This is a genomic window from Geodermatophilus sp. URMC 65, from assembly GCF_053502545.1.
The window spans coordinates 3795908-3820806 of the sequence record NZ_CP199954.1 but is presented as its reverse complement, the minus strand read 5'-3'; the positions used below and the strand labels follow the sequence as shown (position 1 = coordinate 3820806).

21 protein-coding genes are annotated in these 24899 nt (G+C 75.3%); 3 read left to right on the top strand and 18 right to left on the bottom strand.

Going from position 1 to position 24899, the window contains the following annotated elements; genetic code table 11:
- Positions 1 to 10 precede the first annotated feature (10 nt).
- Positions 11 to 394, bottom strand: a complete 384-nt coding sequence (locus ACWIX7_RS18520) for a PIN domain-containing protein (protein WP_448617885.1) — start codon at positions 392 to 394, stop codon at positions 11 to 13.
- 32 nt (positions 395 to 426) lie between these two features.
- A complete protein-coding gene (locus ACWIX7_RS18515; protein WP_448617884.1) occupies positions 427 to 678 on the bottom strand; it encodes a type II toxin-antitoxin system Phd/YefM family antitoxin in 252 nt (83 codons plus the stop codon).
- A gap of 88 nt (positions 679 to 766) precedes the next feature.
- Here ACWIX7_RS18515 and ACWIX7_RS18510 point away from each other — a divergent pair, with 88 nt between their 5' ends.
- Positions 767 to 1930 (top strand): PQQ-dependent sugar dehydrogenase, encoded by a 1164-nt coding sequence (locus ACWIX7_RS18510; protein WP_448617883.1) that lies wholly within the window; start codon positions 767 to 769, stop codon positions 1928 to 1930.
- Positions 1931 to 2041: 111 nt separating this feature from the next.
- On the opposite strand, the gene gatB is transcribed toward ACWIX7_RS18510, so the two are convergent.
- Genes gatB through gatC form a run of 4 tightly spaced genes read right to left on the bottom strand, consistent with a single transcriptional unit; the run spans position 2042 to position 5716 of the window.
- Positions 2042 to 3571 (bottom strand): Asp-tRNA(Asn)/Glu-tRNA(Gln) amidotransferase subunit GatB, encoded by a 1530-nt coding sequence (gene gatB, locus ACWIX7_RS18505; protein ID WP_448617882.1) that lies wholly within the window; start codon positions 3569 to 3571, stop codon positions 2042 to 2044.
- The gene (locus ACWIX7_RS18500) at positions 3568 to 3747 is read right to left on the bottom strand and encodes an LPXTG cell wall anchor domain-containing protein (protein WP_448617881.1); all 180 of its coding nucleotides are present in this window, start codon (positions 3745 to 3747) and stop codon (positions 3568 to 3570) included. The genes gatB and ACWIX7_RS18500 overlap by 4 nt, the downstream gene beginning before the upstream one ends.
- Entirely contained in the window at positions 3744 to 5270 is a 1527-nt protein-coding gene (gene gatA / locus ACWIX7_RS18495) for an Asp-tRNA(Asn)/Glu-tRNA(Gln) amidotransferase subunit GatA (protein ID WP_448617880.1), read from the bottom strand. Before gatA ends, ACWIX7_RS18500 begins: the two co-directional genes overlap by 4 nt.
- An 8-nt stretch (positions 5271 to 5278) precedes the next feature.
- Complete coding sequence (gene gatC, locus ACWIX7_RS18490) at positions 5279 to 5716, bottom strand: Asp-tRNA(Asn)/Glu-tRNA(Gln) amidotransferase subunit GatC (RefSeq protein ID WP_448617879.1); 438 nt, start codon at positions 5714 to 5716, stop codon at positions 5279 to 5281.
- A gap of 206 nt (positions 5717 to 5922) precedes the next feature.
- Here gatC and ACWIX7_RS18485 point away from each other — a divergent pair, with 206 nt between their 5' ends.
- Positions 5923 to 6603, top strand: a complete 681-nt coding sequence (locus ACWIX7_RS18485) for an ACT domain-containing protein (protein WP_448617878.1) — start codon at positions 5923 to 5925, stop codon at positions 6601 to 6603.
- Positions 6604 to 6660: 57 nt separating this feature from the next.
- On the opposite strand, the gene ligA is transcribed toward ACWIX7_RS18485, so the two are convergent.
- The 11 genes from ligA to ACWIX7_RS18430 form a co-directional block, all read right to left on the bottom strand.
- On the bottom strand, positions 6661 to 8817 hold the full coding sequence (gene ligA, locus ACWIX7_RS18480; RefSeq protein ID WP_448617877.1) for an NAD-dependent DNA ligase LigA: 2157 nt from the start codon (positions 8815 to 8817) through the stop codon (positions 6661 to 6663).
- A gap of 154 nt (positions 8818 to 8971) precedes the next feature.
- The gene (locus ACWIX7_RS18475) at positions 8972 to 10015 is read right to left on the bottom strand and encodes a methionine synthase (protein ID WP_448617876.1); all 1044 of its coding nucleotides are present in this window, start codon (positions 10013 to 10015) and stop codon (positions 8972 to 8974) included.
- Positions 10016 to 10060: 45 nt separating this feature from the next.
- Positions 10061 to 11134, bottom strand: a complete 1074-nt coding sequence (mnmA, locus tag ACWIX7_RS18470; protein WP_448617875.1) for a tRNA 2-thiouridine(34) synthase MnmA — start codon at positions 11132 to 11134, stop codon at positions 10061 to 10063.
- A gap of 76 nt (positions 11135 to 11210) precedes the next feature.
- Positions 11211 to 12416, bottom strand: coding sequence for a cysteine desulfurase family protein (locus tag ACWIX7_RS18465; protein ID WP_448617874.1), 1206 nt, complete (start codon positions 12414 to 12416; stop codon positions 11211 to 11213).
- Positions 12413 to 13807 carry an MFS transporter gene (locus tag ACWIX7_RS18460; RefSeq protein WP_448617873.1) on the bottom strand — a complete coding sequence of 465 codons (1395 nt, stop codon included), beginning with the start codon at positions 13805 to 13807 and terminating at the stop codon, positions 12413 to 12415. Before ACWIX7_RS18460 ends, ACWIX7_RS18465 begins: the two co-directional genes overlap by 4 nt.
- A 168-nt stretch (positions 13808 to 13975) precedes the next feature.
- Positions 13976 to 14938 (bottom strand): electron transfer flavoprotein subunit alpha/FixB family protein, encoded by a 963-nt coding sequence (locus ACWIX7_RS18455; protein ID WP_448617872.1) that lies wholly within the window; start codon positions 14936 to 14938, stop codon positions 13976 to 13978.
- A 31-nt stretch (positions 14939 to 14969) separates the two neighbouring features.
- Positions 14970 to 15749 (bottom strand): electron transfer flavoprotein subunit beta/FixA family protein, encoded by a 780-nt coding sequence (locus ACWIX7_RS18450; protein ID WP_448617871.1) that lies wholly within the window; start codon positions 15747 to 15749, stop codon positions 14970 to 14972.
- A gap of 132 nt (positions 15750 to 15881) precedes the next feature.
- Positions 15882 to 16667: an enoyl-CoA hydratase/isomerase family protein gene (locus tag ACWIX7_RS18445; RefSeq protein ID WP_448617870.1), complete on the bottom strand. Its 786-nt coding sequence runs from the start codon at positions 16665 to 16667 to the stop codon at positions 15882 to 15884.
- Between the two features lie 194 nt (positions 16668 to 16861).
- Positions 16862 to 18484 (bottom strand): glycosyltransferase family 39 protein, encoded by a 1623-nt coding sequence (locus tag ACWIX7_RS18440; RefSeq protein ID WP_448617869.1) that lies wholly within the window; start codon positions 18482 to 18484, stop codon positions 16862 to 16864.
- Positions 18485 to 18695: 211 nt separating this feature from the next.
- The gene (locus ACWIX7_RS18435) at positions 18696 to 20396 is read right to left on the bottom strand and encodes a hypothetical protein (protein ID WP_448617868.1); all 1701 of its coding nucleotides are present in this window, start codon (positions 20394 to 20396) and stop codon (positions 18696 to 18698) included.
- Positions 20397 to 20435: 39 nt separating this feature from the next.
- Positions 20436 to 21236, bottom strand: a complete 801-nt coding sequence (locus tag ACWIX7_RS18430; RefSeq protein ID WP_448617867.1) for an ABC transporter ATP-binding protein — start codon at positions 21234 to 21236, stop codon at positions 20436 to 20438.
- A gap of 68 nt (positions 21237 to 21304) precedes the next feature.
- Here ACWIX7_RS18430 and glgX point away from each other — a divergent pair, with 68 nt between their 5' ends.
- Complete coding sequence (gene glgX / locus ACWIX7_RS18425) at positions 21305 to 23437, top strand: glycogen debranching protein GlgX (RefSeq protein WP_448617866.1); 2133 nt, start codon at positions 21305 to 21307, stop codon at positions 23435 to 23437.
- Positions 23438 to 23825: 388 nt separating this feature from the next.
- On the opposite strand, the gene ACWIX7_RS18420 is transcribed toward glgX, so the two are convergent.
- Complete coding sequence (locus tag ACWIX7_RS18420) at positions 23826 to 24806, bottom strand: FHA domain-containing protein (RefSeq protein ID WP_448617865.1); 981 nt, start codon at positions 24804 to 24806, stop codon at positions 23826 to 23828.
- Positions 24807 to 24899 lie beyond the last annotated feature (93 nt).

The window sequence follows — 24899 nt, the reverse complement described above, 5'->3', positions numbered from 1 at the left end:
CGACCGGACGTCAGACCGCGTGGACCTCGACGAGGTCGTCCAGGCCGGCGAAGTCGACCGGATTGCGCGTCGCGAGCGCGAGGCGGTGGGCGCGTGCGACTGCGGCGATGAGGAGGTCGAACTGCCGCCGCCGCGGCTGTCGCCCGGATCGGCGGACCGCCGAGACGATCTCACCGAAGGCACGCGCCGCTGCTGCATCGACCGGGATCGGGTCGTAGAGGGCCTCGACCTCCTGCAGATGCCGCTGACGCCGGGCGCGCTCGGCGTCGTCATCGGTGACCAGTGGACCGGCGGCGAGCTCGGCGATGGTGACGACGCTGATCGCCGTCGTCTCCGGGAGAGCTGCGATCACCGCAGGATCGGTGAGGTCGATGACGACGGAGGTGTCGAGCAACCACGGGGCTCCCACCCCTCCTGACGACGACCTCAGAGGTGGGCCCACGGATCGGCAACGTCGTCGAGGTCGGCGCGCAGCCGCGCCCCGTCCAGGGGGTCGAGCCGGCGCGCGACCTCGGCCAGCCGGTCCCGGTTCACGACGCGCTGCCGGCCGGCCGGTAGGGGGCGCAGTTCCGCGACGGGTATCCCGTTGCGAGTCACGACGAAGGTCTCCCCGGCCTCCACCCGCCGGATGATCTCGGCGTTGTCGTTCCTCAGCTCGCGCTGGGCGATCTCGGTCACCCAGGGAGCGTAGCACCGAGTGCTACGGACGGGCTCCGCCAGACCGCGGCCCACCTCCCTCCCAGCCGGCGCACGTACTGTTCGAGGGGTGAGCCGGCAGCGCGCGCGACGGGGGCGGAGCCTGGCCACCGCCGCCCTGCTGACCGTCGTCCTGGCCGGGTGCGGCAGCGACGGCTACGAGCCCGCCGGCCCCTTCCGCCCGCAGCCGGAGGGCCCGCCGCCGCAGGTCGGCCCGCCCACGGAGTCCTCGCAGGCACCCGCCCCGGGCGACCCGGCCGACCCCGAGTCCGAGGAGGAGGCCGGCGACCCGAACGTGGTGGCCTCCGGACTGACCGTGCCCACCGGGCTGGTGGTGCTGCCCGACGGCAGCGCGGTCGTCGGGGAGCGCGAGACCGGGCGGCTGCTGCAGGTCTTCCCCGACCGATCCCCCGCCCGTGAGCTGATGACCGTCGGGGGCATCGACACCGCCGGGGACGGCGGACTGCTGGGCCTGGCCATCTCCCCGACCTTCACCGAGGACGGGCTCTTCTACGCCTACGTCTCGACGGCCACCGACAACCGGGTGGTCCGCTTCCCCATGGGCGGCACCCCGAACCCCGTGCTCACCGGCATCCCGCGCGGCGAGACGCACAACGGCGGCGGACTGGTCTTCGCCCCCGACGGCACGCTGTTCGTCGGCACCGGCGACACCGGGAACGCAGGCCTGGCCCAGGACCCCGCCTCGCTGGCCGGCAAGGTGCTGCACGTCGACGTGTTCGGCCGTCCGGTGGGCGCCGGCCCCGTGCACAGCACCGGCCACTCCGACGTGACCGCGCTGTGCCTGGGCGGCGAGCAGGCGCTCTACGCGACCGACGACTCCGCCCGGGGTCCCGACGAGCTCGACGCCGTCCCCGAGGGCAGCGACGCCGGCTGGCCCACGGCGGGCCCGGACAGCACCGGCCCGGTCGTGGAGTTCGCCCCCGCGGAGGGCGGGCTCGGCGGCTGCGCGGTCGCGGGGCGCACCGTCTTCCTCGGGGCGCTGGACGGCCGGCGCATCCACACGGTGCAGCTCGACAGCAGCGGCGCGGTCACCGAGGAGCCCGGCGAGTTCCTCACCGACCGGTACGGCCGGCTGCGCACCGTCGTCCTCGACGGCGAGGGCGCGCTGTGGATCACGACGTCCAACAAGGACGGCGTCGGCACCCCGGCCCCCGACGACGACCGGGTGCTGCGCGTCTTCCCGCCGGGCGGAGCCCAGGACTCGCCGCTGTGACGTCGTCGGCCTGCCGGCCGACACCGCGGCCACGTGCCGTCCCCCGTCCGGGCCGAGCCGCTGCGTCGTCCCCGGCGGGGACCCTCCGGGCCCCGCCGGGGACGACCAGCACTACTGACCGACCACGCGCTCCTCGAGCATGCGCTTCACGGTCGCGGCGTCGGCCTTGCCGCGGGTGGCCTTCATGACGGCGCCGACCAGCGCACCGAGGGCCTGCACCTTGCCGCCCCGGACCTTGGCGACGACGTCGGGCGCCCCGGCGATCGCGGCCTCCACGGCGGCGACCAGCTCGTCGGACTCCCCCAGCACCGCCAGGCCGCGGGCCTCGACGACCTGCGCCGGGTCACCCTCGCCGGCCAGCACACCGTCGAGCGCCTGGCGGGCCAGCTGGTCGTTGATCGTGCCCTCGCCCACGAGGCGGGTGAGCTCGGCGACCTGACGCGGGGTGACGGCGAGCTCGGCGAGCTCGACCCCGGCGTCGTTGGCCCGGCGGGCCAGCTCGCCCAGCCACCACTTGCGGGCGTCGGCCGGCGTCGCGCCGGCGGCGACGGTCGCGTCGACCAGGCCGAGGGCCCCGGCGTTGACCAGCCAGGCCATCTCGGTGGCCGACAGACCCCACTCCTCCTGCAGCCGCGCGCGGCGGGCGACCGGCAGCTCCGGCAGCTCGGCGGCCAGCTTCTCGACCCACTCGGCGTCCGGCGCGACCGGTACCAGGTCGGGCTCGGGGAAGTACCGGTAGTCGGTCGCCTCCTCCTTGCTCCGGCCCGGCGAGGTGCTGCCGGTGTCCTCGTGGAAGTGCCGGGTCTCCTGCAGCACGCGGCCGCCGGCGTCCAGGACGGCGGCCTGCCGGCGCATCTCGTACCGCACCGCGCGCTCGACGCTGCGCAGGGAGTTGACGTTCTTGGTCTCGGTGCGGGTGCCCCACTCGAGGCTGCCGATCGGCGCCAGCGAGGTGTTCACGTCGCAGCGCAGGCTGCCCTGCTCCATCCGCACGTCGGAGGCACCGAGGGTCTGGATGATGTCGCGGAGCTCGGTGACGTAGGCCCGGGCGACCTCGGGGGCCTTGGCGCCGACGCCCGGGATGGGCCGGGTGACGATCTCGACGAGCGGGATGCCGGCCCGGTTGAAGTCGACCAGCGAGTGCGAGGCGCCGTGGATGCGCCCGGTGGACCCGCCGACGTGCAGGTTCTTCCCGGTGTCCTCCTCGAGGTGCACCCGCTCGATCTCCACGCGGTGGGTCTCGCCGTCCACCTCGACGTCGAGGTGCCCGGCGGTGCACAGCGGCTCGTCGTACTGGCTGGTCTGGAAGCCCTTGGGGATGTCCGGGTAGAAGTAGTTCTTCCGGGCGAAGCGGCACCACGACGCGATCCGGCAGCCCAGCGCCAGCCCGATGCGGATGGTCGCCTCGATGGCGGCGGCGTTGGCCACCGGCAGCGAGCCGGGCAGGCCCAGGCAGACCGGGCAGGTCTGGGTGTTGGGCTCGGCGCCGAAGGTGGTGGCGCAGCCGCAGAACATCTTCGACGCGGTGCCCAGCTCGACGTGGGTCTCCAGGCCGATGACCGGCTCGTAGCGGGTGAGGAGCTCGTCGAAGTCGACGAGGCGCTCCGTGCCGTGGGAGGTCTGGGCCTGCGTGGTGGTCATGAGTGGTCGTTCTCCTTGCGGACGGAGCGGCCGGTCAGCACGGCGCCGACAGCGGTCAGCACACCCAGGACGAGGAAGACGGCGAAGAAGGCCTCGCCGGTGACGATCCAGCCGATCAGGCCCACCAGGACGACGAACGCGGTGAGGCCCCAGGCGGCCTTGAGTGCACCGTTCACGCGGCGGCCTCCGTCCGGCTCGTGAGCTGGTCGAGGAACCGGGAGCCGCGGGTGGCGTCCAGCGCCGCCTCCACCGCGGCGCCGACCCGGTAGCAGCGGTCGTCGGCCAGTGCCGGCGCCATGACCTGGAAGCCGACCGGCAGCCCCTCGGACAGCCCGCACGGCACCGAGATCGCCGGGAGCCCGGCGAGGCTGGCCGGCAGGGTGCACAGGTCGGCGGCGTACATCGCCAGCGGGTCGTCGACGCGCGCGCCGATCGGCCAGGCGACCGTCGGGCTGGTCGGGCTCACGAGCACGTCGACGTCGTCGAACGCGGCGGTGAAGTCGCGGGTGATCAGCGTGCGGACCTTCTGCGCCTGCCCGTAGTAGGCGTCGTAGTAGCCGGCCGACAAGGCGTAGGTGCCGAGCACGATCCGCCGCTTCACCTCGGGGCCGAAGCCCTGCTCGCGGGTCAGCGACATGACCTCCTCGAGCGAGTGGCTGCCGTCGTCCCCCACCCGCAGGCCGAAGCGCATGCCGTCGAAGCGGGCCAGGTTGGACGACGCCTCGCTCGGCGCGATCAGGTAGTAGGCCGGCAGCGCCAGGTCGAACGCCGGGCAGGACACCTCGCGCACCTCGGCGCCCATGCCCGCCAGCAGCTCGACGGTCTCCCGCACCCGGTCCAGGACGCCGGCGTCGTAGCCCTCGGTGTGCCCGTCGCCGCCGAGCTCGCGGACGACGCCCACGCGCAGGCCGGCCAGCTCGCCGCGCGCGCCCTCCTGCGCGGCCTTCACCAGGACGGGCACGGGAGCGTCGATGCTGGTCGAGTCGCGGGTGTCGTGCCCGCCGATCGCCTCGTGCAGGACGGCAGCGTCGAGGACCGTGCGCGCCATCGGGCCGGCCTGGTCGAGGCTGGAGGAGAACGCGATCAGGCCGTAGCGGGAGACCGCGCCGTAGGTGGGCTTGTGCCCGACCAGCCCGGTCATCGCGGCCGGCTGGCGGATCGAGCCGCCGGTGTCGGTGCCCAGCGCCCACGGCGCCAGCCCGCCGGCGACCGCCGCCGCGGACCCGCCCGAGGAGCCACCGGGGATCCGGTCGGGGTCCCACGGGTTGCGGGTCGGGCGGTAGGCGGAGTTCTCGGTGGAGGAGCCCATCGCGAACTCGTCCATGTTGGTCTTGCCCAGCAGCACCGTGCCGGCCGCCTTGAGCCGGGCGGCGACGGTCGCGTCGTAGGGCGGGTGCCAGCCCTCGAGGATCTTGGAACCGCTGGTCGTGGGCACGCCCTCGGTGACGAAGACGTCCTTGAGCGCCACCGGCAGGCCGGCCAGCGGGCCGAGCTCCGCACCCTCGGCGCGTGCGGCGTCGACCTCGGCGGCGCGGGCCAGCGCGGCGTCGGCGTCGACGTGCAGGTAGGCGCCGAGGACGTCGTCCTGCGCGGCGATCCGGTCGAGGTAGGCCTGCGTCAGCTCCACCGAGCTGGTCTCGCCGGCCGCCAGCCGGCGGCCGAGCACGGCGGCGTCCAGGGTCGTCAGGTCCGTGTCCATCGGGGTGCTCACTCCTCCTCCCCCAGGATCTGCGGCACGCGGAAGCGGTCGTCCTCGGCCGCCGGGGCCTGCGCGAGGACGACGTCCCGCGGCAGGCACGGGGTGACGACGTCCTCGCGGGTGACGTTGGTCAGCGGCACCGCGTGGGTCATCGGGGGGACGTCGTCGACGTCGGCCTTGCCGACCTCGGCGACCGCGTCGAGCACCGCGGACAGCTGCCCGGCGAAGTGGTCGAGCTCCTCGTCGGTGAGGGCGAGCCGGGCCAGGCGGGCCAGGTGCGCGACGTCATCACGCCCGAGTCCGGCGACGTCATCACGCCCGAGTCCGGCGACGTCATCACGCCCGAGTCCGGCGACGTCATCGCGCCCGAGTCCGGCGGTGTCGTCGCGCGCGAGCGCGGCGGGCGCCTGCGACTCGGTCGTCTCCTGCGGGGAGGGGGTGCTCATGCTGGGGCGGGACTCTCCTCGGTCGGCGCTCGACGGGCGCTCGTCACCACGTTCGGAACCCCGCCACTGTACGTGCCGGGCCGTCCGCGCCGGTCGGCCGGAGGCGGCTCCGGGGAGGTCGCTCGACCCGCGGGTGGTCCATGGGGGAAGCTGTCGCCGCCCGCGATCGACGGAGATCGGCCCGACCCCTCGAGCACGGAGGAACCGTGTCCTATCTCCTGCGGCTGGTCGTGCCCGACCGCCCCGGCATCCTCGGCGCCGTGGCCACGGCGCTGGGCGAGGCAGGCATCGACATCGTCTCCGTCGACGTGCTGGAGCGCGGCGGCGGCGTCGCGGTCGACGACGTCGTCGTGGACCTGCCTCCCGACCGGCTGCCCGACAGCCTGATCACCGCCGCGCAGTCCGTGCCGGGCGTGCAGGTCGAGTCACTGCGCCCCTTCGCCGGGCCGCTCGACACCCACCGCGAGCTGGAACTGCTGGAGGAGCTGTCCCGGGCGGCCACGCCCGGCCCACCGACCCTCGCCACCAAGGTGCTGGCCGCCGAGCTGCCGCGGGTGTTCCACAGCGGCTGGGCCGTCGTCCTCTCCGGGGACGGCGACGGTCCGTGCGAGGTGCTGGCCGCCTCCGACGCCGCGCCGTCCTTCGACGGGATGACCGTGCCCTGGCTGCCGCTGTCCAACGCGCGGCTGCTGCCCAGCGAGGACGACTGGCTGCCGGAGCGCTGGCGGGAGATGGCGATCGAGATGATGGCCACCTCGTTCGGCAGCCCGCGGACGGCGGTGGTCGTCGGCCGCTCCGGAGGCCCGGCGTTCCGCCGCTCGGAGCTGCTGCGGCTGGTGCACCTCACCGGCATCGCGGCCAGCGTCGTCCACCTGCCCCCGGCCTGAGAGAACCCCTCCTCCCCAACCCTCGCGAGCTCGGGCCGGTGCCCTGGAGGGGGCCGGCTAGGCGTCGCCTCCGTCGCCGATCGTCGCGACGGCGCGGGCGGCGTCCGGGCCCTCCTCGAGCAGCACCCGGAAGCCGTCGTCGTCCAGGATCGGCGCCTTGACCTGCACCGCCTTGTCGTACTTGCTGCCCGGGTCGGCCCCGACGACGACGAACCCGGTCTTCTTGCTGACCGAGCCGGTGACCTTGCCGCCGCGCTCCTGGATCGCGGCGATCGCCTGGTCACGGCTGTGGTCGCGCAGCGAGCCGGTGACGACGACGGTGACCCCGGTGAGCGGCCCCGGTCCGGCGTCCTCCCCGTCGTCGGCCATCCGCACCCCTGCGGCCCGCCACTTCTCGACCACCTCGCGGTGCCAGTCGACGGTGAACCAGTCCTTGACCGAGCGGGCGATCGTGGGCCCCACGCCGTCGGCGGCGGCCAGCTCCTCCTCGGACGCCTCGGCGATGCGGTCCAGCGAGCGGAAGTCGCGGGCCAGGGCCTGCGCCGCCGTCGGGCCGACGTGCCGGATGGAGAGCGCGACCAGCACCCGCCACAGCGGCACGTCCTTGCGGGTCTGCAGGTTGGCCAGCAGCTTGCGCCCGTTGGCCGAGAGGGTGCCGTCCTTCTTGGTGAAGAACGCCGTGCGCTCCAGCTTCTCCTCGTCGAGGGAGAAGACGTCGCCCTCGTCCTGCAGCAGCCCGCTCTGCAGCAGCGCGATCCCTGCTTCGTAGCCCAGGTTCTCGATGTCGAAGGCGCCGCGGCCGGCCACGTGGAAGACCCGCTCCCGCAGCTGCGCGGGGCAGGAGCGCGCGTTCGGGCAGCGGATGTCGGCGTCGCCCTCCCTCTCCGGCCGCAGCTCCGTGCCGCACTCGGGGCAGTGCGTCGGCATCACGAACTCCCGCTCGTCGCCGGTGCGCGCGGCGACGACGGGACCGAGCACCTCGGGGATCACGTCACCGGCCTTGCGGATGACGACGGTGTCGCCGATCAGCACGCCCTTGCGCTTCACCTCGCTGGCGTTGTGCAGCGTGGCCAGCTGCACCGTCGACCCGGCGACCTTCACCGGCTCCATGTAGGCGAACGGCGTCACCCGCCCGGTGCGCCCGACGTTGACCCGGATGTCGAGCAGCTTGGTGGTGGCCTCCTCGGGCGGGTACTTGAAGGCGATCGCCCAGCGCGGCGCGCGCGAGGTCGAGCCCAGCCGCCACTGCAGCGCCACCTGGTCGACCTTGACCACCACGCCGTCGATCTCGTGCTCCACCGAGTGCCGCTGCTCGCGGTAGCGCTCGATGTAGGCCCACACGCCCTCGAGGTCGTCGACCACCTCGAACCGGTCGCTCACCGGCAGGCCCAGCTCGCGCAGCCGCGTGTAGGCCTCCGACTGCCGCTCGGGCGAGAACCCCTCGCGGGCACCGAGGCCGTGCACGACCAGGCGCAGCGGCCGGGCGGCGGTGATCCGCGGGTCCTTCTGGCGCAGCGAGCCCGCGGCCGCGTTCCGCGGGTTGGCGAACGGCGCCTTGCCCTGCTCGACCATGCCCGCGTTGACGTCGGCGAAGGCGGCCACCGGGAAGTAGATCTCGCCGCGGACCTCGAGCAACGGTGGGATGTCGTCGCCGGTGAGCTGCTGCGGGACGTCGTCCATCGTGCGCACGTTGGCGGTGACGTCCTCCCCCGTGACGCCGTCTCCCCGGGTGGCCGCGCGCACCAGCCGGCCGCGCTCGTAGACCAGGTCGACCGCGACGCCGTCGACCTTCAGCTCGCACAGGTAGACCGCCGCGGATCCGACCTCCCGCTCGACGCGGGTGGCCCAGGCGGACAGCTCGTCGCCGGAGAACACGTTGTCCAGGCTCTGCATCCGCTCCAGGTGCCGCACCGGGGCGAACGTGGCGGTGAAGCCGCCGTTGACCTTCTGGCTCGGCGAGTCCGGCGTGACGAGCGCCGGGTGGGCCGCCTCGATCGCCTTGAGCTCGCCCATGAGCTCGTCGTACTGGCCGTCGCTGACCAGCGGCGCGTCCTGCACGTAGTAGGCGAACGCGTAGCGGTCGAGCTCCTCGGACAGGTCGCGGTGCCGGGTCCGCGCCTCGTCGGAGACCTCGGTGACGTCCTCCCGCTCGGCAACGGCCGCCACCCGTGGGGCGTCGGCCAGCGGCTGGTCCAGCTCGGCGTCGGTGGTCACGGCGGAACGGTAACCGGCCGGTACGACGGCGAACCGACGATCACCCAGCCGTGTCCCCGTCCTGGGCAGGCCCCGTCCAGAGGCTCGCCGCGAGCGTACGAGCGGTGAGGCGGACGGGGTCCTTCCCCGAGGGGTGGGGAGGACGGGGTCCTTCTCACTCCGGCAGCAGGTACCGCGCGGCCTCACGGACGTGGGTCATCGCCCGGCGCGCGTAGCCGGGCGTCGCGGCGGCCAGGCCGCACGACGGGGTGAGGGTGACGGCCTCGTGCAGCTCGTCGGCGGGGAAGCCGAGCTCGCGCCACCACGCCTGCAGCCGGGACGCGGTCGCCTTCGGTGCGGGCAGCGGGGCGTCGGTACCCGGGACGACGCCCGGGAACAGGTGGGTGCCGGCCTCGACGGCGGTGCCCAGCGCGTCGAGGTCCTGCACGAGCCCGAGGTCGAAGGAGACGGCGTCCGCTCCCGCGGCGCGGAGCAGCCCCAGCGGCGCGCGGTCGGCGCAGCAGTGCACCACCACGGGGCCGGGCAGCGCGTCGACGACGGCGGCGAGCTCCTGCTCCACCACCGGCGCCTCGACGGCGGGCAGCTTCCCCCACCCGCTGGCGGTGGGCAGCGCGCCGACGAGGACGGCGGGCAGCGACGGCTCGTCCAGCTGCACGACCACCCGCGCACCGGGCACCCGCGCGGACACCGCGGCGACGTGCGCGGCGAGGCCCTCGGTGAGCGACTGGCCGAGGTCCCGGCGCGCCCCCGGGTCGACGACGGCGCGGTCACCGCGGGTGCGCTCGAGGCCGGCGGCGAGCGTCCACGGGCCGGCGGCCTGCACCTTGAACGGTCCGGTGTAGTCCTCGGCGACGTCGGACAGGGCGTCGAGGTCGCGGGCCAGCAGCTCCTCGGCCCGGCGCTGGTCGGTCCCCGGCCGCGGCACCAGCCGCCAGCCGGCGGGCGTCAGTTCGACCGCGAGGTCCACGAGCAGCGCGGCGCTGCGCCCGACGAGGTCCGCGCCGGGGCCACGGCCGGGCAGCTCCGGCAGGTGCGCGAACTCGGGCAGCTCGCCGGTGACCACCCGCAGCGCCTCGACCGGGTCGCTGCCGGGCAGCGAGCCGACCCCGGTGGCCGGACCCCACGACGGGGGCGGGGGCCCCGGCTCCTCCTCGGCGGACGGGTCGACCGGTGGGGCGGGGTCGATCGGTGGGGTCACGGCGGCGACGGTAGTCCGCGCGTCGCCGCCCGGGGCCGTACGGGCCTAGGCGGTGGCGAGGACCGTGCCCTGGCCCAGCACCAGGTCGCCGCGCTCGGCGTCGGGGGCGTAGAGCACCGCCGACTGCCCCGGCGCCACGCCGCGCTGCTGCGACCCGAGCAGCAACCGCAGGCCGCCGTCGTCCCCCGCGGTCACCTGGCACGGCACCGGGGTGCCGTGCGCCCGCAGCTGGACCTCCGCGGGGAACGGCAGCGGGGGCGCGGTGCCCGTCCAGGTCGGCGGCGCGGTGCGGACCTCCTCGACCCCGGCGAGATCGGCGGTGCCGATGGTCACCGTGCGGGTCACCGGCTCGATGCCGAGCACGTAGCGGGGCCGGGAGTCGCCGACGGCGACGCCGAGCCCGCGCCGCTGGCCGACGGTGAAGCCGTAGGCCCCCGCGTGCTCCCCCACCGTCGCGCCGGTGGCGGCGTCCACGACCGGGCCGGGCTGCGCGCCGAGCCGCCGGGCGAGGAAGCCGCGGGTGTCGCCGTCGGGGATGAAGCAGATGTCGTGCGAGTCGGCCTTGGTGGCCACCGCGAACCCGCGCTCGGCGGCGATCTCGCGCACCCGCTGCTTGGTCATCGAGCCCAGCGGGAAGACCGCGCCGGCCAGCTGGTCGGCCGTGAGGACGGCGAGCACGTAGGACTGGTCCTTGCCCGCGTCGACCGACCGCCGCAGCTCCCCACCGGCCAGCCGGGCGTGGTGGCCGGTGACGACCGCGTCGAAGCCCAGCGCCTGGGCCCGGTCCAGCACCGCGGAGAACTTGATCCGCTCGTTGCAGCGCAGGCACGGGTTGGGCGTGCGGCCGGCGGCGTACTCGGCGACGAAGTCCTCGACGACGTCCTCGGTGAAGCGCTCGGCGAGGTCCCAGACGTAGAACGGGATGCCGAGCTCGTCGGCGACCCGGCGGGCGTCGTGCGCGTCCTCGACGCTGCAGCAGCCGCGGGCGCCGCTGCGCAGGGTCAGCCGGTCCGGCGAGAGCGCGAGGTGGACCCCGGTGACGTCGTGCCCGGCGTCGACGGCCAGCGCCGCGGCCACCGCGGAGTCCACGCCTCCGCTCATCGCGGCCAGGACCCTCACGACGACTCCTGTTCGGCTCCGCGGTCGCTCCGCTCCTCGCTCGCAGAGCTCGCTGCGATGCTCGATCCCTGTCGCCTCATCGCCTGCCCATCCCCGCGCGGCGGGCACGCTCGACGACCGGGCCGATCACGTCGAGCACCGCGTCGACGTCGGCGTCGGTCGAGGTGTGCCCGAGGCTGAAGCGCAGCGAGCTGCGTGCGCGGTCGGGGTCGGCGCCGGTGGCCAGCAGCACGTGGCTGGGCCGCGCGACGCCGGCGCTGCAGGCCGACCCCGTGGAGCACTCCACGCCGCGGGCGTCGAGCAGCATGAGCAGCGCGTCGCCCTCGGCGCCGGGGAAGGACAGGTGGGCGTTCCCGGGCAGCCGCCCGGGCCCGCCGGCGACGACGTCGTCCAGCGGCGCGCCGTTGAGCTGGGCGTCGGGCACCTGGGCCATCACGCCGGCCACCAGCCGGTCGCGGAGCACGGACAGCCGCGCGGCCCGCTCCGCCCGCTCGGTGACGGCGAGGGTGGTGGCCACCTGCAGCCCGACGATCGCGGCGACGTCGAGGGTGCCGGAGCGCACGTCGCGCTCCTGCCCGCCGCCGTGCAGCAGCGGGGTGCACTCGGCCTCGCGGCGCAGCAGCAGGACGCCGGCGCCCATCGGGCCGCCGAGCTTGTGGCCGGTCATGGTGAGCGCGTCGACGCCGCTGGCGGCGAAGTCGACCGGCACCTGCCCGACCGCCTGGACGGCGTCGCTGTGCAGCGGGACGCCCACGTCGTGCGCGACCTCGGCGAGCGCGGCCAGGTCGCTGACCGTGCCGATCTCGTTGTTGGCCCACATGACGCTGGCCAGGGCGACGTCCTCACCGCTGCCCAGCGCCGCGTGCAGCGCCCCGGGGGTGATCCGGCCGGTCGGCTCGACGGGCAGCCAGGTGACGTCGGCGCCGTCGTGCTTGGCCAGCCACTCGACGCTGTCGAGCACCGCGTGGTGCTCCGCGGGGCTGACCACGATGCGCCGGCGGCGGGAGTCGGCGTCGCGCCGGGCCCAGAACAGGCCCTTGACGGCGAGGTTGTCGCTCTCGGTGCCGCCGCCGGTGAACAGCACCTCCGACGGGCGCGCGCCCAGCGCCTCGGCCAGCCGCTCGCGCGACTGCTCGGCGACCCGGCGCGCGGCGCGGCCGCTGGCGTGCAGCGAGGAGGCGTTGCCCACGCGGCCCAGCTGCTCGGTCATCGCGGCCAGCACCGCGGGCAGCATCGGCGTGGTCGCCGCGTGGTCCAGGTACACCGCCTCGGAGCTGCTCATGACGCCGCCAGGGTAGTCCCGGCGTCGCGGACCGCCTCCCGCGGCGGAGCAGCCGCCCGCCCGGCCAGCCGGGCGCCCAGCAGCGCGAGGGCGGTGCAGACGGCGATGGACGCCGCCACGGCCGCGGGCAGACCGAGCAACCCCTCGGTGGCCGCCGCCACGAGGACGCCGGCCAGCCCGATGGACAGTGCCGACAGGGTGACGTCGGCGATCTGCAGCGCGGCCGAGTCCGCGCCCCTGCGGTGCTCCGGTGACTGCTCGAGCAGCAGGACGCCGACGCTGGGCATGCCCAGGCCCATGCCCAGGCCGGCGAGCGCCCACGTCAGGTAGGCCGGCCAGCCGCCCAGCGCGGGGACCGCGGCCAGCACGGTCGCGGCCAGGCCCGCGGCGAGCAGCACGAATCCGAGGCGCAGCAGCCGCTCCCGCGGCACCTGCGGGAAGCGGCCCTGCAGCTGCGAGGCCAGCGCCCAGCCGACCGCGCCGGCGGTCAGCGGGAGACCCGCGGCGGTCGGGCTGTAGCCGTGCACGGTGGTCAGCAGCAGCGGGATCAGCGCGTCCATGCCGAAGAAGGCGCCGGCCAGGAGCCCACGGGACGCGACCACCGCCGGCAGTCCCCGTGCGACGCGGGCGGTCCCGCGCGGCAGCAGCGGGCGCAGGCCGGCGACCAGGGCGCCCACCCCGAGGACGGCGACGGGCACCGCCAGCAGGTCCAGGCGCTGGCCGGCGTACTGCAGTGCCGCGATGCCGACACCGGCGAGCACCGCCCACCACCGCCGTCCCCTCGCCGGTGGCGGCGGGCAGTCCGGCGCGGTCAGCGACCGCCCGGCCGAGAGCACCAGCAGGGCGCCGAGGACGATCAGCGGCAGCAGGCCGAGGAAGACCAGCCGCCAGCTGGCGTGCGTGGTGACCAGTCCGGCCACGACCGGCCCCACCAGGGCCGGGAACACCCACGCCGCGGAGATCGCGCCGAACAGGCGGGGCCGCAGCGAGGAGTCGTAGGCCTGGCCCGCGATGACGTACAGCAGGACCACCATGACGCCGGCGCCGAGCCCCTGCAGGGCCCGTCCGGCGATGAAGACCGCCATGCTCCCGGCCAGCCCGGCGACGAGCAGCCCCGCCGCGAAGGCCACGACGCCCCAGGGCAGCGCGACGCGGGGACCGCGGCGGTCACCGGCGTCCCCGCCGACGACCATGCCCACGACCGAGGCCACGAGAAAGGCGCTGAACGGCCAGCCGTACCAGGCCAGCCCGTCGAGCTCCGCGACCGCGGTGGGCATCGCCGTCCCGACGGCCATGGCCTCGAACGCGATGAAGGTGACGAGCATGAGCAGGCCCGCCGTCGTCCGCCGGTGTGCCTGGTCGAGGATCCCCGGCACCGTGCTCGCGTCCACCTCTCCGCCAACCCGGTCGGCACCCGGACGCTTCCCGCCGGACAGACGTCGAGCGCCGGCCCCCGACGGGGACCGGCGCTCGACGTGGCGACGTGCGGGGGCAGCCCCGCTGTGGCCCCCTGCAGGGTCCCGCCGCGAGCTTGCGAGCGGTGGGGGGCAGGGGGTCCTTTACTTGCGGGCGTTGATGGCCTCGGTGGCCTGCGGGACGACGGTGTTCAGGTCGCCCACGACGCCGAAGTCGGCCAGCTCGAAGATCGGGGCCTCGGGGTCCTTGTTGACCGCCACGATCGTCTTCGAGGTCTGCATGCCGGCCCGGTGCTGGATGGCGCCGGAGATGCCGACCGCGATGTAGAGCTGCGGGCTGACGGTCTTGCCGGTCTGTCCCACCTGGAAGGTGTGCGGGTAGTAGCCGGAGTCGACCGCGGCGCGGGAGGCGCCGACCGCCGCACCGAGGGAGTCCGCGAGCCCCTCGATGATGGAGAAGTTCTCCGCCGAGGCCACCCCGCGACCGCCGGAGACGACGATCGAGGCCTCGGTCAGCTCCGGGCGGGAGGACTTCTGCTCCACGACCCGGTCGACGACGCGGGTGGCCTTGGCGGCCTCGGAGAGCTGCACGGCCACCTGCTCCTCCTCGGCCGCGCCGGGGGCCGGCTCGGGGGTGACCGAGTTGCCGCGGACCGTGTAGATCGGGGTGCCGACGGTGACCTTGGAGTGCACGATCGTCGCCCCGGCGAAGGCGACCTGGGTCGCCGTGCCGTCGGGGGCGATCTCGGTGACGTCGGTGAGGAAGCCGCTGCCGGTCTTGATGGCCAGCCGGCCGGCGATCTCCTTGCCCTCCGGGGAGGACGGGATCACCACCGCGGCCGGGGACTTCTCGGTCACCAGCTGCGCGAGCACCTCGGCCTTGGGGGCGACCAGGTACTGGTCGACCTCCTCGGACTCGGCGACGTAGACCTTCTGCGCGCCGTACTCGGCCAGCTGTGCCTTGGCGGCGGCCGCCGCGCCGGGGCCGCCGACGACGACCGCGGAGGGCTCGCCGAGCGCGCGGGCGGCGGTCAGCGCCTCCAGCGTGGTCTTGCGGACGCCCTCACCGGCCGGGTTGAGCTCGACGAGGACCAGGACCTCTGCCATGACTGTGTCTCCCTCTGCGCTTCGATCCGGGTCAGACGATCTTCTGGGCGGCCAGGAAGTCGACGAGCTTCGCGGCGCCGTCGCCCTCGTCGGGAACCTTCACACCGGCGCCCTTGGGCGGGCGGCCGGCGAAGTCGAGCACCTGGCTGGTGGCGGTGGCCAGGCCGACGGTGGAGGGGTCGATGCCGAGGTCGGCCAGCGACTTCTTCTCCACCGGCTTCTTCTTGGCGGCCATGATCCCCTTGAAGGAGGGGTAGCGCGGCTCGTTGATGGTGTCCCAGGTGGACACGATCGCCGGCAGCGGCGCCTCCAGCGCCCAGTAGCCGCCGTCGGTCTGCCGCTCGACCCGCGCCACGCCGCCCTCGACGGTCAGCTTGCGCGCGCCCGACAGCTGCGGGATGCCCAGTCGCTCGGCCAGCAGCGCCGGCATCACCGACAGCTGGCCGTCGGTGGACTCGGCACCGCACAGCACGATGTCGAACGACATCTGCTGCAGCGCCGCGGCCAGGATGGCGCTCGTCTGCGGGGCGCAGGCGCCGTGGATGGCGTCGTCGACGACGTGCACGGCCCTGTCCGCGCCCATCGACAGCGCCTTGCGGATCGCGTCGGCGGCCGAGTCCGGGCCGACGGTCAGCACGGTGACCTCGCCGCCGTGGGCCTCCTTGAGGACGAGGGCCTCCTCGATGGCGTACTCGTCGATCTCGTTGAGGACGTTGTCCGCACTCCCCCGGGCGACGGTGTTGTCCGCCGGGTCCAGGTTGCGCTCGCTCCCGGAGTCGGGGACCTGCTTGACCAGAACGACGATGTCCATCGTCAACCCACCTCCACGCATCAGGGGCGCGGGCCAGCGCCCGCCTGCTCCGATAGTGGAGGTTACCGCCGGGTAACGGCCGTCCCGCCGGGGGTCCGGGTGACCTGGGTCACCCGGACCCCCGGCGGGCGTTCAGCGCCCGGAGAAGGTGGCCTTGCCCGGCCCGCTCTCCAGGAACGAGCGCATGCCGGTCCTCTGGTCCTCGGTGTCGAACAGCTCGGCGAACAGCCGGCTCTCCAGGGTCAGTCCCTCGCGCAGCGGCCGGTCCAGGCCCTCGTCGATCGCCTTCTTGGCGGCGGCCAGCGCCAGCGGCGGCCCGGCGGCCAACTTGCGGGCCATGGCGACGGAGGTGTCGTACACCTCGGCGTCCGGGACGACGGCGTCGGCCAGCCCGATCTCCAGCGCCTCCTCCGCACCGACGTGCCGGCCGGTGAAGACCAGGTCCTTGGCCTTGGCCGGGCCGATCAGGCGGGCCAGCCGCTGGGTGCCGCCGGCACCGGGGATGACGCCGAGCAGGATCTCCGGCTGGCCGACCTTCGCGCCGGCGCCCATCACCCGGAAGTCCGCGCACAGGGCCAGCTCGTAGCCGCCGCCGAGCGCGTAGCCGGTGATGGCGGCGATGACCGGCTTGGGGATCTCCTGGACCGCGGTGAAGGAGTCCGTGAGCTCCCGGCCCCAGGCCACCATGCTGCGGCCGTCGAGCTGGGACATGGCCTTGATGTCCGCGCCGGCGGCGAACACGCGCTCCCCGCCGTAGAGGACGACCGCGCGCACGTCCTCGCGCTCCCCGGCCTCCAGGGCCGCGGCGCGCACCTCCATGTGCAGCTGCTCGTCGATCGCGTTCATCTTCGGCCGGTCGAGGCGGATGGTCCCCACCCCGCCGTCGACCTGCAGCGTCACGAACTCGGGCTCTGCCACGGGACCTCCTGGCGGTGGACGACGTCGTCGTCCGCACCCTAGCCAGCAGCCCGCCACGGGACCCGCGGCGGTCGGGCCCCGCTGGCCCCGTCCAGAGGCTCGCCGCGGCCCCGTCCAGGGCACCGCCCTGAGCGTGCGAAGGGCGGGGAGGACGGGGTCCTTCGACGAGTGGTGGGGGGCGGAGGGGTCCTCTTTCAGGCGACCGGCGGCAGGTACTGCAGCCGGCTGTCCTCGAAGATGCTGCGGTCGGGCGCCACGACGAGCTCCGCCTGCCCGCGGGCGGCCTCGAGCGCGTCGATCAGGAACCCGCAGCGCTGGGTCGAGGGCACGCGGTACCCCGGCCCGGTGACCACCCAGACGGCCGACCCGGCGCCGGCGCGCTGCAGCACGTCCGCGGCGACGGCGGCCGACGGCGTGCTCGTCATGCGGGCCTCGTAGTCGGTCCAGTCGACCCGGTCGGCCGGGCGCAGGTCCGGGTAGACGACCAGGTCCAGCCCGGCCTCCGGCGGCAGCAGCCGGGCCACCGCGGGCCCGAGCTGGTCGGGACAGAAGACGACGACGTCGCCGGGGGCCGCGTCGTCCAGCGCCCGGGCCACCTCCCCGGCCTGCGTGCGGGGCTCTGCCACCTGGGGCAGCGCGGTGGCCAGTCCGAGACCGGCGACCGCCACCAGCGCGGCGGCGCGGACGGCGGCGCCGGGCAGGGCCGCCACCCCCAGGGCGGCCAGGGCCAGGAAGGCGAACACCGCCACGCTGGTGTAGCGGTCGTGCACCGCGGTGCCCGTCAGCCGGCTGACCTCGCCGGCCACCAGCAGCGTGCCCAGCGACATCGCCAGCAGCACCAGGCGCGAGCGGCGCGGCCTCAGTGACAGCACCACCGTGCGCTCGCCGGGGCGCCGGGCGGCGGCCGCGGCGAGCAGACCGACGGTGGCCAGCAGCAGCAGCGCCGTCCCGAGGACGTGGGCACGCACCTGGCCCCCGCCCTGCCAGGCCTCCAGCGCCAGGGGCAGCACGGCGAAGCCGGGCGAGGCCGCCCACGGGGTCCCGGTGTGGGCCAGCTGCACGAGGAACGACAGCAGCCAGGGGCTGAACAGCAGCCCGCCCAGGGCCAGCCCGGCGAGCAGGCGCAGCGCCGGACCACGGCGGAACGGCAGCGCCGCGAGCGCGAGCACCCCGGTGACCGCGACGACGTGGAAGGCCCACACGTGCGTCAGCAGCAGGGCGCCGGTGACCGTGCCGAAGGCGAGGACGGGCCCCGCGCCGGGGCGGCGCACCAGCGCGGCGCCCGCGGCGGTGCCGGCCACGGTCAGGAGCACCAGCAGCGCGTACATCCGCGTCTCGCTGGCGTAGCGGACGAGGAAGGGCGAGGTCGCCAGCAGCACGACCAGCGCGGCCGCCGCGCGGCGGCCGGCCAGCCGGCGCGCGACGTACCAGGCCAGCGGCAGCGTGAGGAGGCTGAAGACCGCCGACAGGGAGCGCACCGCGGTGGCGCTGGTGCCGAACAGCGCCGTCCAGACGTGCAGGAGCAGGTAGTACAGCGGCGGCGAACCGTCCTGCTCCAGCGCGGCGAACAGCTCCGGCAGCGGCAGCTGGGCGATCGCGACGCTCTGCGCCTCGTCGAGCCAGAGCTCCGGCGGTGCGACTAAACGGACGACCACCCCGGCGGTGACGAGACCTCCGAGGAGGACCCACAGGACGGCGACCGACCACGGCTGACCGGAGCGCTCGCCGAGGCGGGTCCACAGGACGGACCGGCGGGCCGGGCGGACCGGCGCCGGGGCGGTGGGGGCGGCCTGCGTGCCGCCGAGCCTAGGCAGCACGCGGGGAACGGCGGGGCGGCCACCCGGGGGCCCCGGAGACGGCGGACCCGGCGGGTCCCGCTCCGACGTCGACGGTGGAGCCGGTCCCCGGCAGTGGCCTGCGCACGCGTCCTCCGAAGCTCTCCCGGTGCTCCCGGGTCCTGTCCGTCGTGCCGACCCCCCGGCACGACAGGACGGCGATACCCCGGTGCTCCTGGAGCGGAACCCGGGGTCAGCCCGTGGGGGCGGCCGCGCTGCCGCCCCCTGCAGTCTGACCGGATGCCGGGTCGGCGCGCCACAGCACCCCCAGGCCGGACGGCGAGGTCGCCACCTGTGTGTAGTGGGCCGACAGCTCTGCGGTGACGGCGCGGGTGCCCGCGGCCCGCCGCACGTCGGGGTCCGCCCGGTCCAGGCCGAGCACCACGACGGCGTCGAGGTCACCGCGCACCGCGGGCAGGTCGACCACCGGCGGGATGCGCTCGAGCCCCCGCAGCTGCGGGTCCGCGTCGAGCCGCTGCCGCAGGTACGGCGGCCCGTCGAAGCGCACCTGGAAGTAGTCGTGCACCGCCTCGTAGTGGCCGACGTCGACGCCGCCCGCACGGACGGCCAGTCGGCTGGACTCGTGGCGCAGCGGGTCCGGGAAGCCGGTGCCGGGCGAGACGACCGACCGGTCGTACTGCAGCACGGCGATCGTCGAGCCCGGCGGGATGTGCTCGGCCAGCGCCAGCAGCTCGGCCACCTCGTCGGCCGCCGCGGACTCCGCGGGCAGCCGGGTGAACGCGGCGGACGAGGCCGCGGCGACCAGGAGCACGGCCGCGGCGGCGCCGGCGCGCGGGCCCGGGGCGCGGGTGGCCGCCCACAGCACCAGCAGCAGCGGGGGGAACCAGGCCAGCCGGGCGGCGAGGAAGCCGAAGTCGGCGCTCAGGCGGTCCGGCGTCAGCCAGTAGACCGCCGTGACGCCGGCGAGCAGCAGCCCGAGGGCGATCCGCTCCGGCCCCAGCCCGGGGCCGCCCGGCCGCGCCCGCCGCAGCGCCGCGGCGGCGAGGACGGCGAGCACGACGACGGTGAGCAGGGCCGGCAGCCGCTCCGCGCCCCAGCCGGTGACGAACGGCCGCAGGCCGGTGACGAGCTCCCCGAGCCGCCGCGACGTCGCCACGGGGTGGCCCTCGGCCGGCGGCCCCTCCCCCGTCGCCAGGTAGCCGGCGGTCAGCGCGGCAGACGGCAGGACGGCCAGCAGCACCGGGACGACGTGCCGGCCAGCGGCGGCGGGGACCGGCTGCCCACCGCGGACCGCCCCGGTGGCGCGCACCCCCGCCAAGGTCAGCGCGCTGCCGGCCGCGAACACCCACGGCAGCAGGTGCGCGCTCCAGGTCAGCACGAGCAGCCCGGCCAGGCCCGCTCCCGCGGGGAACCGCCACCCGTCCCGGCGGCGCAGCACCAGTGCGAGGACCAGCAGCGCCCCGATCACTCCGAGCACGAAGTTGTAGAAGCCGTAGGCCACCAGGTGGCTCCCGGCGAGGGGCAGCGCCGCCGCGGCCAGCCACCAGGCCCGCCGGTCGAGGGCGCGCACCACGCCGGCCAGCGCGCCGACCAGCCCGAGCACCAGCCCGGCGACCAGCAGCTTCTCCCCGCCGTCCGGCCCGGCCAGGGGCGCCAGCCCGGCCAGCAGCAGCGTGGCCAGCATGTTGGGCACCGGCGTCAGGTCGGTGCGGTAGTGCTCGGCCAGCACCGCGCCGGTCGCGCCGTCGTCCCCGGAGTGCAGCAGCACCCAGGCCCCGGCGACGTGCGCCGGGCCGTCCTGGCTGAGCACAGTGGGGAACAGCACCAGTGGCAGCAGCTGGACGACGACCCCGAGCGCCAGGGCCACCGCCGCCACGACCGCCGGCGCACCGGCACGGCGGCGGGCTGCCGGTGTCGGCCTCCTCCAGGGCACCGCCCCGAGCCTGCGAGGGGTGGGGAGGAGGACCTTCACCTACGCCGCCCGGCGGGCGGTCCAGCGCCCATCGGCGCGCTGCACCTGCAGCGCCAGCCCGAAGGTCTCCGACAGCGCCTCCTGGGTGACCACCTGCTCCAGCGGCCCGGCCGTGACGACCTCCCCACCGCGCAGCAGCAGCGCGTGGGTGTAGCCCGGCGGGATCTCCTCCACGTGGTGGGTCACCAGCACCTGTGCCGGGGCGTACGCGTAGGCGGCGAGGTCGGTCAGCCGGCTGACCAGGTCCTCGCGGCCACCGAGGTCCAGCCCCGCGCCGGGCTCGTCGAGCAGCAGCAGCTCCGGGTCGGGCATGAGCGCGCGGGCGATCTGCACCCGCTTGCGCTCCCCCTCGCTGAGCGTGCCGAACGGGCGGTGCGCCATCGGGGTCACGCCCCACTGCTGCATGAGCGTCGCCGCCCGGGTGAGGTCGTGGACGTCATAGCGCTCCCGCCAGCGGCCGACCACCGCGTACCCGGCGGAGAGGACGACGTCGCCGGTGCGCTCGCCGGGCTCGATCCGCTGGGCCAGCGCGGCGCTGGTCAGCCCGATGCGCGGCCGCAGCTCGAAGACGTCGACCGCCCCGAGGGTCTCCCCGAGCAGCGTGACCACCCCGCGGGTGGGGTGCATCTGCGCCGCGGCCAGCTGCAGCAGCGTCGTCTTGCCCGCACCGTTGGGGCCGAGGACCACCCAGCGCTGGTCGGCATCGACCGTCCAGTCGATGCCGCGCAGCAGGTACGTCTGCCCCCGGACGACGTCCACACCCTGCATCTCGACGACCGACTCGCTCGACACGGCCCCCATCCAACCAACCCGGACCGCACCCGCGCCGCTGCGACCCGGACCGGGCCGGGGCTGACAGGATCGCCGGCGTGCGCAGCAGCCCGGACGAGTACGAGGTGTGGCCCGGCCGACCCGCCCCCCTGGGTGCCCACTGGGACGGCACCGGCACCAACTTCGCGCTGTGGTCGGCCGGCGCGCACGCGGTCGACCTGTGCCTGTTCGACGAGGACGGCACCGAGCACCGGCACCGGCTGCAGGAGAACACCCACCAGGTGTGGCACGGCCGGCTGCCCGGCGTCAGCCCCGGCCAGCGCTACGGCTACCGCGTGCACGGCGGCTGGGACCCCAGGTCCGGACAGCGGTACAACCCGGCCAAGCTGCTGCTGGACCCCTACGCCCGCGCCATCGACGGCGACCAGTCCCTGCACCCGGCCCTGTTCGGCTTCCGGTACGAGGGCGGCGAGGGCCCCGACCCGCGGGACTCCGCGCCGTACGTGCCGCGCGGGGTCGTCGTCCGCGACGCCTTCCCGTGGGACGGCGACCGCTCCCCAGCCACCCCCTGGTCGGACACGGTCATCTACGAGGTGCACGTCAAGGGCGCGACGGTCCGCCACCCCGACGTCCCCCCGGCGCTGCGCGGCACCTACGCCGGGCTGGCCCACCCCGCGTTCGTCGAGCACCTGCAGTCCCTCGGCGTGACCGCCGTCGAGCTGCTGCCGGCGCACCACTTCGTCAGCGAGCCGCACCTGCTGCGCCGCGGGCTGACCAACTACTGGGGCTACAACACGCTGGGCTACTTCGCCCCGCACGCGGCCTACAGCTCCGCAGGGACGGCGGGGCAGCAGGTCACCGAGTTCAAGGCGATGGTCAAGACGCTGCACGCCGCGGGCATCGAGGTCATCCTCGACGTCGTCTACAACCACACCGCCGAGGGCGACCACACCGGCCCCACGCTGTCGTTCAAGGGCATCGACAACGGCGGCTACTACCGGCTGCGCGAGGGCGAGCCCTCCCGCTACCAGGACTACACCGGCTGCGGGAACACCCTCGACGTCCGCCGTCCCCAGGTGCTGGCGCTGCTCATGGACTCGCTGCGCTACTGGGTCACCGAGATGCACGTCGACGGCTTCCGCTTCGACCTCGCCGCGGCGCTGGCCCGCTCGCTGCACGACGTCGACCGGCTCTCGGCGTTCTTCGACGTCGTCCACCAGGACCCGGTGGTCAGCCAGGTGAAGCTCATCGCCGAGCCGTGGGACGTCGGCCCCGGCGGATACCAGGTGGGCAACTTCCCGCCGCTGTGGACCGAGTGGAACGGCCGGTACCGCGACACCGTCCGCGACGTGTGGTCCGGCGCCCGCGTCGGGGTCCGCGACCTGGCCTACCGGCTGACCGGCTCGTCGGACCTCTACCGCTCCGACGGCCGCCGTCCCTTCGCCAGCGTGAACTTCGTGACCGCCCACGACGGCTTCACCCTCGCCGACCTGGTCACCTACGAGCACAAGCTCAACGAGGCCAACGGCGAGGACAACCGGGACGGCGAGAGCCACAACCGGAACTGGAACTGCGGCGTGGAGGGCCCGACCGACGACGCGGAGGTCTGCGCGCTGCGGGCCCGGCAGGTGCGCAACCACCTGGCCACGCTGCTGCTGTCGACCGGCGTCCCGATGCTCACCGCCGGCGACGAGCTGGGCCGCACCCAGGGCGGCAACAACAACGCCTACTGCCAGGACAACGAGATCTCCTGGCTGGACTGGGCCGATGTCGACGAGGACCTGAGGGCCTTCGTCGCCCGCCTGCTGCGGCTGCGCCGGGAATCGCCGGTGCTGCGGCAGGAGGCCTTCTTCGAGGGCCACGAGGTCGCCGACACCGGGGGCACCCGCGACCTGGCCTGGTTCGCCCCCGGCGGCGCGCAGCTGGACACCGGCGACTGGTTCGACAACGACCTGCAGACGATCGGGATGTACCTCGACGGCCGCGGGATCCGGCACCGCGACCAGCGCGGCCGGCCGGTGCAGGACGACTCCTACCTGGTGCAGCTGCACGCCGGCGCGCAGCCGGTCACCGTGCACCTGCCCGGTGCCCCGTGGGCCGACGGCTACCAGTTCGTCGTCTCGACCGAGTGGTCCACCGGCGCGCCGCCGCGTCCGAGCGTGGTCGCGCCCGGCCCGATCGAGGTGCCGCCCCGCTGCGTCTGGCTGCTGCGCGTCCTCCGGAGGCCGTGACACCGCGGCGGGTGCCGCCGTCGACTCCGCTGCCGGGGCCCCCGTGCCTCACGGGTGCTGCAGCGCCGGCACAGCGCGGGGAGCGCCGGCGACGGCCGGCTCGCGCGACTCCCGCGCGGTTCCTGCCGCAGTCGCGCTGGTGCAACGGCGCGGGAGCAGGCGGAACGGCGGTAGTCGGGAGACCCGACCCGCCCAGGACGCCGAGAGCCCCGGTCCGCACGGACCGGGGCTCCCGCGGCCTGTCCCGAGGCTCACCCCGAGCCTGGTGACGTACTGGAACGGCCCCCCTGCAGGGACCCGCGCCGAGCGTGCGAGGCGTGGGGGCAGGGCGGCCCCGTCCCGAGGCTCACCCCGAGCGTGCGAGGGGTGAGGAGGACGGGGTCCTTCTTCAGTCGGGCTGCTGCTCGAAGGTGATGACCGTCCAGCCCAGCAGCAACCGGTCGCCGTCGGAGAGCGGGTGGGCGACGCCCGGCTCGAGCTGGGTCCACTCGGTGGCCTCGGGGCCGGCGACGTGGGTGCCGTTGAGTGAGCCCAGGTCGACCAGCGACACCTCGCGGCCGTTGCGCTGGATCGCGGCGTGCGCGGAGGAGAGCACGTTCTGGGTGTCGGCGATCGGTACCGGCCGCGCCGAACCCGCCGTGACCAGCTCGTGGTTGTCCGGACGGCGGCCGAGCACCAGGTCCTCGTCGACGGTCACGACCAGGCCGTCGTCGAAGCGCAGCACCGGGGCGGGCGCGGTGTCGGGCTTCCAGAAGGCGGTCGCCTCGCCCTCGTCCTCCTGCGGCCGCGAGGGGGCGGCCGTCGCGCCGTAGCCCGAGGAGCCCGCGCTGCCGAAGCCGGCGTCCGAGCCCGCGGTGAACGACGACGCCGCGGCCTGCGGGGCGGCGGCCGACGACGGGTGCGCCACCGCGGCGAGCTGCAGCATCGCGCCCGAGCCGGGGACCGTGCCCTCGACCAGGTCGTAGGCGACGCCCGGCGGCATGGAGGGCACCGGCTGGCCGGGGCCGACGTAGAGGGTCTGGCCGAGCTGGAAGCCGCTGGCGAGGGTGCAGCCGTCGACCGACGAGCCCGAGACCGGGACGCTGTCCACGGCCGGCTGGCCCTTGCCGGACCACAGCGCGACCCCGGTGCCCGAGCCGCCCGCGGTGTCGACGAGGACCAGCGCGAAGGAGGCCGAGCTGCCAGCGAGCGCGGAGACCTGCCCGGCGACCGCCCCGAGGACGCGCTCCGCGCCGGGGCCGGACACCCCCAGGCAGGCGTGCAGCGCGGCGACCAGGGCCGGCGAGCCGGGGGCGTCCACCCACAGCAGGCCGCCTCCTCGTCGGGCGACGACGGAGTCGCCTGGCAGGACTTCACAGCGGTCGGGCATGGCGTCCAGCCTAGAGCCGACTCACCCGCCTGGGTGACCGGTCCTCCCCGCCACGCCGATCACCTGACGGGCCGGCGGGACCCCTGCGACCGG